Origin of the sequence: Pseudomonas sp. 18175 (assembly GCF_050432925.1) — a bacterium.
Lineage (GTDB): Bacteria > Pseudomonadota > Gammaproteobacteria > Pseudomonadales > Pseudomonadaceae > Aquipseudomonas.
This window is the reverse complement of the sequence record NZ_JBKFTO010000020.1, coordinates 22,881-39,192: the sequence shown is the minus strand read 5'-3', so window position 1 is coordinate 39,192 and position 16,312 is coordinate 22,881. Positions and strand designations below refer to the sequence as shown.

Annotated in this window: 13 protein-coding genes; 5 read left to right on the top strand and 8 right to left on the bottom strand. The window is 62.4% G+C overall.

Annotated features, from left to right (window positions below; genetic code table 11):
* The first annotated feature begins 3 nt into the window (after positions 1-3).
* Positions 4-636 (top strand): glutathione transferase, encoded by a 633-nt coding sequence (yfcF, locus tag ACLD1Y_RS23510; RefSeq protein ID WP_429480181.1) that lies wholly within the window; start codon positions 4-6, stop codon positions 634-636.
* Positions 637-640: 4 nt separating this feature from the next.
* On the opposite strand, the gene ACLD1Y_RS23505 is transcribed toward yfcF, so the two are convergent.
* The gene (locus ACLD1Y_RS23505) at positions 641-886 is read right to left on the bottom strand and encodes a hypothetical protein (RefSeq protein ID WP_429480180.1); all 246 of its coding nucleotides are present in this window, start codon (positions 884-886) and stop codon (positions 641-643) included.
* Between the two features lie 131 nt (positions 887-1,017).
* On the opposite strand from ACLD1Y_RS23505, the gene ACLD1Y_RS23500 reads away from it, so the two are divergent.
* Complete coding sequence (locus tag ACLD1Y_RS23500) at positions 1,018-1,662, top strand: ATPase (protein WP_429480179.1); 645 nt, start codon at positions 1,018-1,020, stop codon at positions 1,660-1,662.
* A gap of 34 nt (positions 1,663-1,696) precedes the next feature.
* Positions 1,697-2,038, top strand: a complete 342-nt coding sequence (locus ACLD1Y_RS23495; RefSeq protein WP_429480178.1) for a hypothetical protein — start codon at positions 1,697-1,699, stop codon at positions 2,036-2,038.
* 156 nt (positions 2,039-2,194) lie between these two features.
* Here the strand turns inward: ACLD1Y_RS23495 and ACLD1Y_RS23490 are convergent, their stop codons facing one another.
* A complete protein-coding gene (locus ACLD1Y_RS23490) occupies positions 2,195-2,941 on the bottom strand; it encodes a creatininase family protein (protein WP_429480177.1) in 747 nt (248 codons plus the stop codon).
* A gap of 41 nt (positions 2,942-2,982) precedes the next feature.
* Entirely contained in the window at positions 2,983-3,696 is a 714-nt protein-coding gene (locus ACLD1Y_RS23485) for a murein L,D-transpeptidase catalytic domain family protein (RefSeq protein WP_429480176.1), read from the bottom strand.
* Between the two features lie 40 nt (positions 3,697-3,736).
* Between ACLD1Y_RS23485 and ACLD1Y_RS23480 the strand changes: the two genes are divergently transcribed.
* Positions 3,737-5,308: a L,D-transpeptidase family protein gene (locus tag ACLD1Y_RS23480; protein WP_429480175.1), complete on the top strand. Its 1,572-nt coding sequence runs from the start codon at positions 3,737-3,739 to the stop codon at positions 5,306-5,308.
* 47 nt (positions 5,309-5,355) lie between these two features.
* Here the strand turns inward: ACLD1Y_RS23480 and ACLD1Y_RS23475 are convergent, their stop codons facing one another.
* The 5 genes from ACLD1Y_RS23475 to ACLD1Y_RS23455 form a co-directional block, all read right to left on the bottom strand.
* The gene (locus ACLD1Y_RS23475; RefSeq protein WP_429480174.1) at positions 5,356-7,005 is read right to left on the bottom strand and encodes an ABC transporter ATP-binding protein/permease; all 1,650 of its coding nucleotides are present in this window, start codon (positions 7,003-7,005) and stop codon (positions 5,356-5,358) included.
* Positions 7,002-9,758 carry an insulinase family protein gene (locus ACLD1Y_RS23470; RefSeq protein WP_429480173.1) on the bottom strand — a complete coding sequence of 919 codons (2,757 nt, stop codon included), beginning with the start codon at positions 9,756-9,758 and terminating at the stop codon, positions 7,002-7,004. The genes ACLD1Y_RS23475 and ACLD1Y_RS23470 overlap by 4 nt, the downstream gene beginning before the upstream one ends.
* 29 nt (positions 9,759-9,787) lie before the next feature.
* Entirely contained in the window at positions 9,788-12,613 is a 2,826-nt protein-coding gene (locus ACLD1Y_RS23465) for a TonB-dependent receptor plug domain-containing protein (RefSeq protein ID WP_429480172.1), read from the bottom strand.
* A 140-nt stretch (positions 12,614-12,753) separates the two neighbouring features.
* Positions 12,754-13,815, bottom strand: coding sequence for a FecR family protein (locus tag ACLD1Y_RS23460; RefSeq protein WP_429480171.1), 1,062 nt, complete (start codon positions 13,813-13,815; stop codon positions 12,754-12,756).
* Positions 13,808-14,311 carry a sigma-70 family RNA polymerase sigma factor gene (locus tag ACLD1Y_RS23455; protein WP_429480170.1) on the bottom strand — a complete coding sequence of 168 codons (504 nt, stop codon included), beginning with the start codon at positions 14,309-14,311 and terminating at the stop codon, positions 13,808-13,810. Before ACLD1Y_RS23455 ends, ACLD1Y_RS23460 begins: the two co-directional genes overlap by 8 nt.
* A gap of 173 nt (positions 14,312-14,484) precedes the next feature.
* On the opposite strand from ACLD1Y_RS23455, the gene dapF reads away from it, so the two are divergent.
* Positions 14,485-15,291, top strand: a complete 807-nt coding sequence (gene dapF / locus ACLD1Y_RS23450; RefSeq protein ID WP_429480169.1) for a diaminopimelate epimerase — start codon at positions 14,485-14,487, stop codon at positions 15,289-15,291.
* The last annotated feature ends 1,021 nt before the right edge of the window (positions 15,292-16,312 follow it).

Below are 16,312 nucleotides of genomic sequence, written 5' to 3'. Positions count from 1 at the left end.
GCCATGAACCCACCTGCGCTGCGCCTGTACGTCGATAGTCTGTTCACCAGCCCCTATGCCATGTCGGTATTTGTGGCCCTGCGGGAAAAAGGCCTGGCCTTCGATACCTTGACCCTGGACCTGGACGCCGCGCAAAGCCAGACGGCCGACTTTGCCAAGCTGTCCCTGACCCAGCGCGTACCGACCCTGGTGGAAGGCGACTTTGCGCTGTCGGAGTCTTCGGCGATCACTGAGTATCTGGAAGAAACTTACCCCGACACGCCGATCTACCCGGCCGATGCCAAGCAGCGGGCGAGGGCGCGGCAGGTGCAGGCCTGGCTGCGCAGTGACCTGCTGCCGATTCGCCAGGAGCGTTCGACGCTGGTGGTGTTCTACGGGCAGAAGATGCCGCCGTTGTCGCCCCAGGCCGAAGTGGCGGCCGCGAAGTTGATCAGTGCGGCGCAGGCATTCTTGGCGGGGAGCCCGGCGTACTTGTTCGGCGAGTGGTCGATTGCCGATGTGGACCTGGCCGTGATGCTCAATCGGCTGATCCTCAACGGCGACAACGTACCCGCCGAACTGGTGGAGTACGCGCAGCGCCAGTGGCAGCGGCCATCGGTGCAGGAATGGGTGAACCTGACGCGTCCTGCGCTCTAGGTTTTTACAGCCATTCCTGGGCCACGCGGCGGTCCAGGTCTTCCCAATCAGCCATGCCCAGTACCCGCGTGGTGTTCAAGCCACGCAGGTAACCGCGCAATTGTTGGGCGCTGGCGATGACCTGGTCGGCGTTGGCCGTCGTGTCCTGCAGCACGCTTTCATAGTCGACCAGGTAATCGGCGACCCGCTCGCGAAACTCTGGCAAGACGGCTTCGCGGATGCGGTCGAAGGTTTTCTGGTGGGGCTTCATAGCGGGTCCTTATAGGTTTTATGGGTGCACTATCGGTTCAGATAATAGTCACCATCACGGATCGCAAGTTCTGTTTTTTGGGTCTTGAGCGGAAAATCACCCCATCGAGACGCTGTTCAAGGAAATGCGTGATGAGGACGATTATCCAGCTTGGTCTAATGATGTTGATGCTTGGCACTGTGGCCATCAACAACGGGGCAATTGCGGATGAATTGCATAGTAGCCATTTGCTACCTATCGACGGTAGCGTAGACTCCCTGCAACATGCGCAGTCGGTGGGTGTATTGCTCAGCGATAACACCCGCGACAACCTCAGCTACCTTGAACGCTACCACGACATGGCCTTGAATGGCGCCAAGGATGCCCTCGATGGGCGCATCCGTCAGGCGTTCGTCAGCAGTTCCGACCCGGAACTGGCCATTGATTGGCTGATGAGTTCGCTGCAAGGCGCCTTTTTGTCGGTGACGGTCTACGACAACCTGGACGCCCTGGTGCAGGCTCACCCCGATGTGGTGGTGATGCTCGATACCCATAACCAACTGCTGACCCAGCGTAACGATGTGGTCGAGGCGCGTTTTATTGCGCGGTTTTATGACGCGCACTTGCAATACATCGCCAAGGCCGAAGGTTCGGTGCACAAGCAAGTGCCGTCGGTGTGGGTGCATGACAAGGCCGCACCGGAGATTGCCGCGCAGATTGAGCAGCAGCGCGACGTTCAACTCGACGCCTTGAAGCAGTTTGATGTGTCGCTCAAAGCGTTGGTTCGGGCGGGTTGATGTGAACTTTTATCTTTATCTTCAGGATTTTTTCATGCGTTCTTTTTTCGTACCGGCCCTGGCCTTTGCTTCCGTATTGCTGGCCGGTTGTGTGTCCGCGCCCAATGCGCCGACCCTGACTTTGCAGACCAACAAGGCGCCTGAAGCTTACGTGCAGTGCGTGCTGCCCAAGCTGGAAAAACACGGGATCACCTCGGTGGTGACCCAGAACTCGCGTCACGCCAAGGTGGTGTTGACCAGCAAGATCGCCGCCGATGATGTGCTGGAGGTCTATAAGGCCCAGGATGGCGGCAAGGTGTTTTTGTATGAGCGTAAGCCGTTGGCGTCGGCGCTCACGCCGTCGCGGCTAGAACTGGCTGCCCAGGAATGTAAGTAACACACGAGGCTAAATGTGGGAGGGGGCTTGCTGTGGTGAGCGGGCTTGCCCCGCGCTGGGCTGCGAAGCAGCCCCATTTAGTTCATCAGCGAACCCGTCGGGGGACAAGCCCCCTCACCACAGCAAGCCCCCTCCCACATTTGGATAGGTGTAAGGCTAGGGTTTGGCTTCGTTGCTGAACGCGTTGACGGTTTTAACCAATCCCTGCGCGGCCAATCTCACCAACTCCCCACCTTTCTCCACCGTCGCCAGCGCCGGGTCCGAGCCCATGCGCCCATCCGGGAAACGCGCGCGGAAATCCAGCGCCTCGCGGATCGGCCCGGTATTGGCGATCTGCGGCGAGTATTCGGCAGTCTTGATCGAATCCGGATAAGCCCATTGCGTCACCGCGATCTCCGACGGCGTGGCATGGCTGCCGTGGCCCACGGGGAATTGCTGGTGGGCCAGTTCGCTCACGCCGTCCAGATCCCACCAGTTCACCAGCTTCAAGGCAAACCCGGCCGGGCGACGGGCAAAGCTGGCTTCGGCGTACAGCTCGGAAAACGCCGCTTCAATCGTGGCGATATTGCCGCCATGGCCATTGAGAAACAGGATCTTGTCGAAACCATGCCCGGCCAGCGAACGCACCCAGTCGCCAATCGCGGCGATAAAGGTGGAAGGGCGCAGGGAAATGGTGCCGGGAAAGCCCAGGTGATGCTGGGCCATGCCGATATTAAAGGTCGGGCCGATCAGGAGGTCGGCGTTGTTCTGTGCCTCATGGGCGATGATTTCCGGGCACATCCAGTCGGTCCCCAGCAGGCCGGTGGGGCCGTGCTGTTCGTTGGAACCGATGGGGATCACGACCGTGCGGCTGCGCTCCAGAAACTGCCCGATCTCGATCCAGGTGGACTTATGTAGAAGCATGCGTCGTTCTCTTTTATCTGTCTTTTATATAGGGAGACAGGCTATCCGCCACGGATTGTACGACTACTCGCCACCTGTTGGGGTTTGCAATTGAGGTACGTCGAGGACTTCAACCAGTGCTGGTCGGGGTACCACGAGAACATGAACTGGCCGTCCTTGAGTTTGTCTACCACCTGGCGCGCCACTTGCGGGCGTACGGCCGGGCAACCCTGGCTGCGGCCGATGCGGCCTTCGCGCTTGCTCCACAGGGGGCTTACGTAGTCGGCGGCGTGGATCACGATGGCGCGGTCGCGGGCCTGGTCGTTGAACCCTGGCTCCAGGCCGTCCATGCGCAGCGAGTAGCCGTGGGTGCCCAGGTAACTTTCCTGGGTGCGGAACAGGCCCAGGCTGGACTGGTGGCTGCCTTCGCGATTGGAGAATTCGGTGGCGAAGTTTTCCCCGGACTTGGCGCCATGGGCCACCAGGTCACGTAGCACCAGGGTCTTCTTGCGCAGGTCGAAGATCCACAGCCGACGGGCGGTCGATGGCTGGGAGTAGTCAATCACCGCTAGGCGATCGGAACGCTCTTCGCCATTATTGACGGCACACTGCACCGCGCTCAGGGCGCTTTTGAGTACAGTGGGATTGAGTTCTGGAGCCGAGCGCGCCAGGCTGCTATACAAAGAAGGAGGGTTACCAGTGGCGGCGAGCGCAGAATGGCTCAATAACGCCAGAGTCATGGTAGCCAGGCCAAGCCGGCACAAAAAAGTCAGCATCTGCAGTACATCCCCCCGCTGCGGATTGGAGTTAAGCCAAGTGTTCAAAAAACACGCATGTTACTTGAGCATTTGCCTGCTCGTTGCACCACTGGTCGCGACAGCCGACGAGCTGCCAGTGGCCGTTGCATCGCCCAATCCTGTGCAACAGGCCCTTGCCGCGCTGCCCAGCGTTTGCCCAGGCCTGGCGCCGCACATCGATGACGCCGCGCTACTGCGCTTGCAGGCGTTCTATCAGCAGCAGGGCGATACGCCGCTGTGGGCCGCCGACGAACGTCGCCAGGCCCTGCAAACGCAACTGCAAATGCTCGTCGATGACGGCCTGGACCCCACCCACTATAGCCGGCCTACACCAGACGCCACGGCCAACGTGCTGTGCAGCGATATCGACAGCAGCCGCCAGTACCTGCAAGCCCTGCAGGATCTGCACTACGGACGCCTGCAACAATCGCGTTTCGAACCGTTGTGGCATTCCCAGCCGCCGGCCCGTGACCCCAGCGTCGAGGTGCTGGCCTTCGCCGCCACCGGCCTGCAAGACATGGCCCAAGCGTTCGACCAGGCGCGCCCTAGCGCCGATCTCTACCGCAGCCTGCGCAATGCCTATTCCACCGTGCGCCTGCAACCGCTCCCTCACTGGGACCCGGTCGCCAGCGGCCCGTTGCTGCGCCCCGGCATGGAAGACCCGCGCGTACCGGAACTGGCGCGCCGGCTGGTCAATGGCGGCTACCTGTCCAGTGCACCCAGCGGCAAGCAATACCGCGATGAGCTGGTCAAGGCGGTCAAGGCCTTCCAGCTTAGCCACTCGTTGCAGGCCGATGGCGTGATTGGCGCCGGCACCGTAGCGGAGCTGAATATCAGCCCGACGGTGCGCCGCGAACAACTGCGCATCAACCTCGAACGCTTCCGCTGGCTGGCCCAGGACCTGGAACCCGAAGGCGTGCTGGTCAACGTTGCCGCCGCGCAATTGAGCGTGTACCAGAGCGGCATCCCCGTGTGGCAAACCCGCCTGCAAGTCGGCCGCGCCGAGCGCCAGACGCCGTTGCTCAAGTCGCGCATCACCCGGCTCACGCTTAACCCGACGTGGACCATCCCACCGACCATCATGCGCGAGGACAAACTCCCGGCGATCCGCCTGAACCCCGAGTACCTGCGCCAGCAAAACCTGCAAGTACTCGACCCCGAGGGCCACCCGCTGGCCCCCGAGCAAATCGACTGGGCGCGCCCCGGCAATATCCTGCTGCGCCAGGAAGCCGGCCCGCGCAACCCGTTGGGCAAGATCGTGATGCGCTTTCCCAACCCGTACTCGGTGTACTTGCATGACACCCCGAGCCAGCCGTTGTTTACCAAGGGGCCACGGGCGTTCAGTTCGGGGTGTGTGCGGGTTGAACAGCCGTTGCTGCTGCGCGACCTGCTGGTGACCCCGGCCGAGCGGGCGCGTACCGATGAGCTGTTGGCTACCGGCGTGACCCACGAATTCAGGCTGGCCACGCCGGTGCCGGTGCTGTTGAGTTATTGGACGGTGGAGGTCGACCGCCAGGGTGGGTTGGTGTATGCGCCGGATATTTATGGGCGGGATTTGGTGTTGATTAAGGCGATGGGGAGTGTGCTCTAACTGTGGGAGCAGGCAAGCCAGCTCCCACATTTGACCGCGTTTAGTCTTTAGTTGGGAGACCAGGTTCGGTCAAACAGTGCTACCAATGCCGCCTGATGGCTGATGCCGATCACCGTGCAATTGGGCAACTCCTCACGCAGCAACACCAGCAACGCCTCGGCACTCCCCTCATCCAACTGGTTCGTCGCTTCATCCAGATACAACGTATCCGGCGCATACAACAACGCCCGTGCCACGCCAATGCGTTGCTGTTCACCGCCGGACAACTCCCGCGCCCACTCCGCTTGCTCATCCAGGCGGCGCACCAGTCCAGCCAACCCCACCTGCTGCAATACCGCCATCAACCGCACCGCACTCGGTACCTCGACCGCCGGGTACGCCAGCAAGTTGCGCAACCGCATGCTTGGCAAATAAGGCTTCTGCGGCAGTAACAAGCTGCGCCCCGGCGGCAGTTGCCAGCCGCCGCGACAGTACGGCCAGATACCTTGCAGGGTGCGCAGCAAGGTCGATTTGCCGATGCCACTGCGTCCGGCAATCAACAGCCATTCGCCTTGGGCTACTTGCACCGACACATCCCCCAGCAACACTCCGGCGTCCGGGCGCAATACGTCCAGGCCGGTGACGCACAGGCAATCGCCGATCACCGGCGCCTTGGCCTGGCAGCGGCTGGCGGCGATGGCCTGTTCGAACTGCCCCAGCCGTTCCACCGCCGAGCTCCAGTGCATCAGCTTGGGGTACAGCTTGATAAACCAGCTCAGCGAGCCTTGCACCGCGCCGAAGGCACTGCGTATCTGCATCAAGCCGCCCAAGGTGATGGTCTTGGCCAGAAAGGCGGGCAGGGCGGCAAACACCGGGATGATCAGGCTCACGCGTTCATAGCTGACGGTGAACAAACTCAGGTTGCGCTCGCGGCCCATCAGTTGGCGCCAGTTGCCGGCGATGGCCTGGAAACGCTCGGCCAAGTGTTGGCGCTCCACCGCTTCGCCACGGTACAGGGCGATCTGTTCGGCATGCTCGCGTTTGCGCAAAAGGCTGGCGCGAAAGTCGGCTTCAAAGTGTTGGCGATCCACATTCAACCGGTGCAGCGGGCGGCCGACCCAGTGGGTGATCAAGCTGCCCGCCAGGGTGTAGAGCAACACAATCCACACCAGGTAGCCCGACAGCGTGATGCTGTAGCCACCCACCGTGAACGTCTGCACCCCAGACAGCTGCCACAGGATGCTCATGAACGCGCCTACTTGGGCCATGTTGATGATGAACGAGGCCACCAACTCCACACTCAGGTCAGCGACGATGTTCACGTCTTCGGCGATGCGCTGGTCGGGGTTGTCCGGCTCACCGGCCAGGCCCAGGCGATAGAACGCCTGGTCCGCCAGCCACGCCTGGGTGAACTGCGCGGTCATGGCCTGGCGCCAACGCAATACCAGGGCTTTGCGCACCCAGTCCAGCGCCACCACGATCAGCACGTAGGCGCTGAGGTACACCACGTAGCGGCCCATTAACGCGTACAAGGCTCCGGTGTCGAACTCGCCGAGGGTGTCGTAGAAGGTCTTGCTCCAGGCATTGATCAGCACGTTGATCTGCACGATCAACAAGCCCATGCCGATGATACCGGCCAGCATCAGCCAGCCCAGCCATTGCGAGCCCTGGCGCCAAAACGGCGCGGCCAGGCGGTAGAAGGTACGCAGGCTTTTCACTGGGCGTCCGCCTTGGGCAGTACGCGCAGCAACACCTGGTTGGCCGTTGGGAATACTTGGCTGGCCAAGGGTTTGATCAACTCGATACGCAGGCCATCCGGCAAACGCGCCTGGCGGCTCAGGTAGCGCGGGTCTTGCCACTGGCGTTCGCTAAGCAACAGGCGGCGCCATTGGGTAGCGGGATCGGTAAGGCGGGCTTTCTCCTGGCGGCGCAGTTCGTTGCGTGCGCTGGCGACCCATTTTGTATCCACCGAACGGTCCAGTTGCGCCAAGGTCTGTTGGGCCAGAGCCCACAGTTCATCGGCGCGTCGAGGGTCGCAGGTAAAGCTCAACTGGCTTTCGATGCGCTGGGTGTCCGGGTTCAGTTCGCTGTCGAAACGCAGGCGGTACACGCCGGAGGCTTCACCGCGTAGGCGCTGCTTGAGTTGCTGGTTGGCCAGGTCACGCAGGGCGGCAACACGGGCGGCGGCTTCGGGTGTCCAAGGTTGCTCGCTGAAACTGCTGGCTTCCAGCACCACACGAGGTTCAAGGGCGACGGCGATATCGCGCTGGCGTTGCCCAGGCTGTTGCAGGGCCGGGTGAGTAGGCTGTGCGGTGCCACGGGGGATATTGGCCAGTTGCTCACGCACCAGAGCGTCCAGTTGCGTCGGCTCGATATCCGCCATCAGGTAATAGGTGACAGGGGCCTTCACCAGGTGCTGCCAGTCGCCTGTCAGGGTGCCCGGTTGCAGTTGCTCCAGCGCGGCTTGATCGGGCCCCTGCCAGCTGTCGGCGCCGTAGCGCAGTTCGCGCCGGGCCTGTGCGATGGCATCCGGGCGCGTGCTGACCCGCGACAGCAAATCATCCCGCGCCTCGCTGAACAACTCATCGTCAATCACCGCACCCACCTGGCTCTGGCGATAGCTTTGCAGCAGTGTGGCCAGCGCTTCGCTCGACGCTGGGCTGGTGCCGCTCAACTGCAAGCGCGTGGCGCTGTGCTCAAGGCTGAGGGTGGCCTTGTGTTGCTTGCGCCAGGCCTCCAACCCTTCGCCGCCACTGGCACTGCCCAGTTGCGCCGCCATTTGCAGGCGCCAGGCGGGCACGTCGCTGCGGTTAAAGCCTGCGGCCGATTCGGCTTGCAGGCGCCACTTGCCGTCTTCGGCATTGCGGCGCAGCCACACCAGGCGGTCGCCGTTGGCCAGGTGCCAATGTTCGACCTGTTCAGCGGCGAAAACGCGCTTGCCCACAATCGTACCCGGCTGGCCGGCAGGCGCGGGTGTGAAGGTGATGCTGGGCGGCGCTACGGGGGCTGCGGTAACCGGCGCAACCAGCGAGGTTTGAGCGAGGGTCGTGCGCAGTTGCTGCACCTCTTTCACGCTGGGCAGGCGCACCACGCTGTTGCCCGGCGCCGTCAATTGCAGCACTTGGTCGGGGCTGTCGAGCCAGCGTGTGAGCCGTGCATTGACGGCGGCCAGGTCGATGCTGTCCAGCGCCCGCAACGTGCGTTGGGCAATCTGGTGCGGCGCCACGACAGGGCGGTTTTGCACGGCAGCATCGTTGAGCGAGGTTACCCATTGCTCGAAGGTGCGCGACTCATCCTTGGCCAGCATGCCGTCTGCCAACTGGCGCAACTTGGCTTGCTCGCGCTGCAAATCCTGGGCGGTCAAACCGTGTTGGCGCAAGCGCTCAAGCTCGGTCAGCACTTGCTTCAAGGCCTCATCGTGATGGGCGCCGTCGACACCGGCGGCCACCCCGAGCACGCTGGACTGTTCGCCAATCAGGGTCTTTTGCACGGTCAGGCTGCGCACACCGGGTTGCAGCGGCTGCAGGCGCAGTTGGGCCAACAGCGCGGAAAGGGTGATGCGATCAATCAGGCGTTCGCGGCTGGCCTGTTCAGTGGCACCACGGCTGTCGGGCTCATGCAGACGAAACAGCAGCGACACTTGGTTGCTGCCGGTTTGCGGGTCTTGCAGGCGGAAGATTTTCAGCTGGCCGTCGAGGGGCAATTCACGGTGATCGCGCTCAGGCAGTTCCTGCGCAGCGGGACCGCCGAACGCGTGTGAGATCTGTTGTTCGAGCTGCTGTGGATCGAAGTCGCCGACCACCGACAGGATCATATTGTTCGGCACATACCAACGCTGTTGAAAGCGCTGCAAGGCACTGAGGGACGCCGTACGAATCGCCGCTTCATTGCCGATGGTGCGGTGCTGCGGGTAACGCGAGCCTACGCGCTGGGTGGCGGCGCGCTGGTCATTCATGCGCTGCGCCACCCCCAGGCCACCGCGCCATTCTTCGATCACGATGGGGCGTTCGCGCTCAAGGTCGAGGGCGCTGTAATCGCCGGCAAATACCAGTTGTGCGAGTTTCTCCAGGGCCAGCGGCGTTTGTGTGCTGCCGGCCATGGGGCTGAGCAGGTATTGGGTGCGGTCGTAACTGGTCACTGCGTTGAAATTGCGCCCCTGTACCCAGCCCAATTCGGTCATTTGTGCGCGCAGGTCGACGGCCTTGCCGGCGCGGCTGCGAAAGGTCAGGTGTTCGAGCATATGGGCCACGCCCACCTGGTCGTCGTCTTCGTCCACGGAGCCGGCGCGCACGGTCAGGCGCAGGTCCAGGCGCCCGGCCTGGCTGCTGTCGCGCACCAGGCGGTATTCCAGGCCATTGGCCAATTGCCCGCGCACCACTTGCGGGGCCCAGGGCAGCGGCGTCTCGGTTGCGGGCGACGCGCAGGCGCACAGCAGCAGCGGGCCAAGCAGGCCAGCAAGAATCTTGTTCATCAGGGTTTCCAGGCTAAACGGGTGAGGGGTTAGAAGCGGTAGCCGACTTCCAGCCAGTATTGGCGGCCGACTTCATAGCTCACGACCGAGCTGGTTTTGCCGCGAATCTCGTTGACGTGGTCGGTCACGTTGGTCACGTCCACGGCGGCGAACAGTGCCTGGTCCTTGCCGGTGGGGATCTCCCATTTGACGCGCAGGTCCCAGGTGGGCGCGGCCTTGACCTTGGCCGAGTCGTACACCGCCAGCGTCTCGTCACCAATCACCTGGGTGCCGGTGGTGGCGAGGATCTGCTCGTAGGCGCCGCGATAACGCAAGAAGTTGCTGACGGTGAGGTTCAACTGCGGAATCTCGGTAATGGTGGTCATGCGCGCGGTCCAGGGCCGATTGAAGTCGCCGGCGGGCAGTTCGCTGTAGGCCATGCGCTTGCCGTCGTAGATCACATCGTCATCGGCGAATTGGTCGTCATTGACGCCTGCCTCGTAGGTGCCGTAGGCGTCTTTGGTACGTGACCAGTCAAAGGCCGCCTGCACGCTGCTGCGGGTGCCCAGCCACTTGAATTCGTGCTTGGGCGTAATGGTCAGGCTGAGGTTGTCGCTCTCGCTGGAAGCCGCGTTGGTGTAGGTGTAGTAGATGGTGTCGTAGCCGGCCGCGGCGCCCGTTCCCAGTACGCGGTTGGAGGCGCGCACGATCTTGTCTTTGCCTTCGCGGTGCACATACTTGAGGCGAAAGTCGGTGTTGAGCCACACCTGGTCCAGCCCGAGGGTCCACTCGTCGTCATAGGGCACGTTCAGGTCGGAGAACTTGTTCAGGTTCTTGCCTTGGACCGACGTCCAGGCACCGCCCTGGGTGGTGCGGGTGTAGCGGGTGTTGAACGCTTGGCGACCGTCAGCGAGGCGATACTTGAACAGGTTGCGCCCGTAGTAGCGGTTCGCACCAAACACCAGCACGGTGCTGCGGTCGCCGAAGAAGTCGTAGTCACCGGCAAAGCGTGGCGCGAGGTTTTGGTCCTGCATGTAGTCGTCACCTTCAAAACGCAGACCGGGGCGCAGGCCCAGCTTGCCGATCTGGATGGCGTCCTGCAGGTGGAACGCATACTTGTTTTCGGTCAGGTCCAGCTTGCCGGCACCGTAGACGTTGACGGTATTGGCCCACTGGCGGGTGTTGCCGTTGAGCATCAAGCCGATGGAGCACAGCGGGTCATTGTTGAGGCAGGTGGCGATGTTGTCGCGCCTGCCGATCAGGGCGCTGGTGGCTTGGGTCTTGCGTTCCCAGTTGGCCTGGTTGCGTGTCAGCTCCATGCCGCCGGTGATCTGGTGCTCGGCGCCGGCCCAGTTGAAGGCTTGCCATTCGGCCTTGAGCTTGTAGTTGATGCCGCGCTGGGTCTGGTCCAGGTCGCCATAGGAGCCTTCGCCGCTGCGGGAAGTGTTGGACAGCGGGATGCCCCAGTTTTTTACGCTGGAGTAGTACCAACCGATCATGTCTGAGGCTTCGGTGGTGCGCGAACTGTTGAGGTCGGTCAGCGCCACGGTGTGGGTCCAGCGCGCCGAGTCACCTTCCCACACGGCCTTGAGCGAGCCTTGCCAGCCGCCGTTGATATTGGTGAAGCCGGAGTTGATGTAGCCCTCGCGGAAATAGGTGTTTTCCTGCGGGGCCTTGATGAACGAGGCGTCCAGGCTCAGGCGGTCGTTGACGTTCCAGTAGGTCTTGAGCATGTAGTTGTCGAGCTGGCGCGTCTGGTCTTTTTCGTTGTCGCCGTTGGGGCTGGTGTAGCCGTCGACGTAACGGTTGAGCGGGATCACCGAGCGCTTTTGCGAGAAGCTCAGAATGGCGCCGAAGTCTTCGGTGAGATGGCCTTCGAGCATGCCGCGCACCGTGGTTTTCTTGAAGTCGGGCTGATATTGCTCGTTGGACGCGTTGTCGAAGGCTTCCTGGTCCTGGGCGCTGATGTGGTACTTGGTCCAGGCCGATTGGGTCATGGCGTAGGAGATCTTGCCGTGCAGGTCCTGGCTGGGGCGACGGGTGATCGCGTCCACCACGCCACCGTTGAAGCCACCGTATTCGGCCGGCACGTTGCTGTCGTAGACCTTCACTTCTTCCAGCAGGTCGGCGTCCAGGGCGATGCCGTGGGAGCGGCTGGGGGCGGCGTCGAACTGGCGGGTTTCGCTGTAGCCGTGGGCGCCGGGGTCGATGTCGTTGTTGATCGACATGCCGTCGATCATGAAGTTGTTCTGGTAGAACTTGGCGCCGTTGATGCTGATGTCGGCCGGGTCGATTTCACCGGGGGTGTTGGAGGCTTTTTGTTCGCTGCTGAACTGCACGGCGGGGTGCATTTGCAGCAGGGTCGTGATGTCGCCGTTGGCACCGGGGAACGCCTGGATCGCCTTGTGATCGATCACCGTGGCGCCTTGGAATGAGTTCTCTTCGGTAAAGCCCAGCACGATGGTGTTGTCCAGGGTCACCGGCCCGTCTTCGGCCGTGGGCAGGCGATGGAAGATCAACGCGCCGTCCTGGTAACCCCAGCCGATACCGGTGCCTTGCAGCAGGTAGGCGAGGGCGGCGTCGTTGCTCATCTCACCATTCACGCCGGGGGAGTTCACGCCCTTGAGCAATTGCGGGTCCACGGTCACCTGCTGGCCGCTCTGTTGGCCAAAGGCGATCAACGCGCCAGCCAGGGGCTGGGCCGGGATATCAAAACCGCGTGCCGAACTGGCGCCTGCCGCCTGAGGTTGGGCCAGCGCCTGGGGCACCACGGCCAAGGCGCAGCACAGGCCGAGCAGGCTTGCGCCGGCGCTTTTTTTAAGACGCAGCGGCCATGGGCCGCGCTGCCCAGGCAAGCGGTGAAGGGTGTGAGTCATGCAAAAAGTCCCCGCGCCGGTCAAACGACCGGCCAGTCAAATGAATACGAATAAATCTCAATTGCTGCGCGCGGGACAGAAGACGGGACAGCGCGGGGAATTTTCAGGAAAAAGATGAAATATTTTTCAAACAGGCAAAATTACTTGCTCAAGACCAGTACCCAAGGGCTGTAGGCCGTGACTTTCGCACCATAGGGCTGCAGCACCGCTTGCAGTGCGGCCTGGGGTTTGCGCAGGTCGTAGACGCCGGTGACCCGTTGTGCGCCGAGCTGTTTATCGCGCAGCACGATGATCGCAGGCGTATAGCGGCGCAATTGCGCCAGTACGTCGCTGATGGGCAAGTCATCGGCAATCAACTGGCCCTGGCGCCAGGCGGCGGCCTGGCTGGGGGAAAAGGCGCTGAGTTCGGCCTGCCCGGCGCGGTAGGTGAGGCGTTGCCCCGGCACCAGGCTGGCGAGTGGGCGGCCGGCCTGGCGCTCGTTCACGTTGACCGAGCCTTGCTGCACGGCGACGCTGTCTTGTTGGGTGTCGACGTTGAACGCGGTGCCGGTGACGGTCACTTGCAACGTCTGTGTCCACACATGAAAGGGTTTGCTCTTGTCCGGCATCACCTTGAAAAACGCCTGGCCGCTGAGCAACTTCACGTCGCGGTGGTTGCCGGCGATGTCCACGGCGATGGCCGAGTGGCTGTCCAGTTGCACCACGCTGCCGTCGCTTAAGGTGATGTCGCGGGTTTCACCAAAGCCTGTGCGGTAGTCGGCTTGCCAGCGCAGCAGGAGGCTCGGTGCCGAGGCGACGACCAGGCAGGCGGCGATGGCGGCAGCGACCCAGCGGCGGGTGCGCCGTGGGCGCGCAACCGGGCGTGCTATCGCGTGCACGACCGGCTTGGGCCATTGCGGCGCCGTGGTCGGCGCCAGTTGCCCGGTCAATTGCCACATGCGCTGGGCCTTGCGGTAGGCCTTGGCATTGGCCTCGTCGAGGGCGCACCAGCGGGCCAGCTGTGCCTGCAAATCCGCATCCTGCGGGGCCTGTTGCACACGCAGCAGCCAGTCAAGCGCCTGGTCACGGCGGGCGTTGGCGCAATCCTCGGTGGGCATGAACGGGGCATCTCCGCTGGCAAAAATCGGCGGGCAGCTTCCCATGGAATCGCCCTTGACTGCAAAAGACGCGGCAGCCGCGGGTTTTTTCAGAAAATCAGTCATCGTCCGGCTCCAGGCAATCCATGCAATGGCGCAGGGCGTCGTGTACCAGTTGATGCACCAGCGCGGTCGACACCCCCAGCTCAGCAGCCACCTGTTGCAGGGTGAAGCCGCCCAGGCGGTGCATCTCGAAGGCAAGCCGCGTGCGCTCGGGCAACTGGGCCAAGGCGCGGGCGATGGCTTGCAGTTCGTTCTGGCTGCTGACTTCGCGTTCCGGCGAGGCTGAGCTTGAGGGCAATTCGTTGAGCAGTTCATCACCACCCGGCTGCACCCGTTCGGTTGCGGTGCGGCGCGTGAGGTCCAGCGCCAGGTTGCGCACGATGCGGTACAGGTAGCTGGCCGGGTGGCGAATATCGGCCTGGGCGTCCTGGCCGCTGAAACGCAGCCAGGCTTCCTGCACCACGTCCTCGGCGCGGGCGCGGCAGCCCACGATGGGCGCGGCATAGTCCAGCAGCGCGGCCCGGTGGGTCAGGTAAAGCTGGAGTTTTTCATCCGCCAAGAGAGTCAGCTGCCTGCGCGCGACTGTGCGGTCGGGCACAGACTGGGAAGTGGGAGGGCGCGGAGTTTAGCGGTAGTTGATAATGGTTATCAATAAGTAGGATGTTTTTAATGCGTGCGTAGGATTTGATGAAGGTATCCTGCTACTCACTCCAGCCGATGACAGGACACCCCATGCCCTTGCAGTTCGTGAAAATGCACGCCCATGGCGACGATTTCATCATTATCGACCGCCGTGGCCTGGATGACCCCATCACCGCCAAAATCGCCCGCCAATTGGGCAATCGCCACACCGGTATCGGCTTCAATCAACTGGCTGTGGTACTCGATTGCGACGACGCCGCCGCGCGCATCAAATTCTGGAACCCCAACGGCACACCGCTGGCCACGTGTGGCAGTGCTACCCGTGGCGTGGCCGACCGGTTGATGCATGAAACCGGCAATGATTCGGTGGTGCTACGTACCGATCGAGGGCTGCTGACCTGCGTGCGGCAGCCGGGGCGACAAGTGTCGGTGAACATGGGCGAGCCTTCGCTGGACTGGTCGGCGGTGCCGCTGGCCGAGGCTATGGATACACAGCATTTGCCCATCGACGGCGACCCGGCGGCGTGCAGCATGGGCAATCCGCATTGCACGTTTTTTGTGGAAGACATCAATGCTGTCGATGTAGCGGCCGTCGGCCCGGCGCTGGAAATTCACCCGCTGTTCCCGGCCAAGACCAATGTGCATTTTGTGCAGGTGCTCGACCGTGGCCGCATCCGCCTGCGTATCTGGGAGCGTGGCGGTGGTGTGCCGTTGGGCTCCGGCTCGTGCTGTTGCGGGGCGGTGGTCAATGGTATTCGCAGGGGGTTGCTGGATGACACGGTGCAGGTGCAATGCGATGGCGGGACAGTAACCGTGCACTGGGCAGGTGAGGGCGGTGTGGTGTTGACCGGGAGTGTGGAACCGGTGATGCAGGGGAGTGTGTTCGGGATTGGCTGAATAAAGCTCGACAGCTCCCCCACAGTTGATCGTGTTCATCCTTTGAAATGCGATCAACTGTGGGAGCGGGCTTGCTCGCGAAAGCGGTAGTTCAGGCCCAGCATCTTTAATCGCCCATGCCGCCGTCTTCGCAGCCTCGCTAAAGCTCGACAGCTCCCACATTTGCACCGCGTACATCGGCTTGAAATGCGATCAAGTGTGGGAGCGGGCTTGCTCGCGAAAGCGGTGGTTCAGGCACAACATCTCTATCGCCCATGCCGCCGCCTTCGCAGCCTCGCTAAAGCTCGACAGCTCCCACATTTGCACCGCGTACATCGGCTTGAAATGCGATCAAGTGTGGGAGCGGGCTTGCTCGCGAAAGCGGTGGTTCAGGCACAACATCTCTATCGCCCATGCCGCCGCCTTCGCAGCCTCGCTAAAGCTCGACAGCTCCCACATTTTTACCGCGTACAGTGGCTTGAAATGCGATCAAGTGTGGGAGCGGGCTTGCTCGCGAAAGCGGTAATTCAGGCCCAACATTTTTATCGCCCATGCCGCCGCCTTCGCAGCCTCGCTAAAGCTCGACAGCTCCCACATTTGCACCGCGTACATCGGCTTGAAATGCGATCAAGTGTGGGAGCGGGCTTGCTCGCGAAAGCGGTGGTTCAGGCTCAACAGCTCTATCGCCCATGCCGCCGCCTTCGCAGCCTCGCTAAAGCTCGACAGCTCCCACATTTTTACCGCGTACATCGGCTTGAAATGCGATCAAGTGTGGGAGCGGGCTTGCTCGCGAAGGCGGTAGTTCAGGCACAACATCTTTATCGCCCATGCCGCCGCCTTCGCAGCCTCGCTAAAGCTCGACAGCTCCCACATTTGCACCGTGTACACCGGCTTGAAATGCGATCAACTGTGGGAGCGGGCTTGCTCGCGAAAGCGGTGGTTCAGGCTCAACATCTCTATCGCCCATGCCGCCGCCTTCGCAGCCTCGCTAAAGCTCGACAGCTCCCACATTTGCACCGCGTACACCCGCTTGGAATGCGGT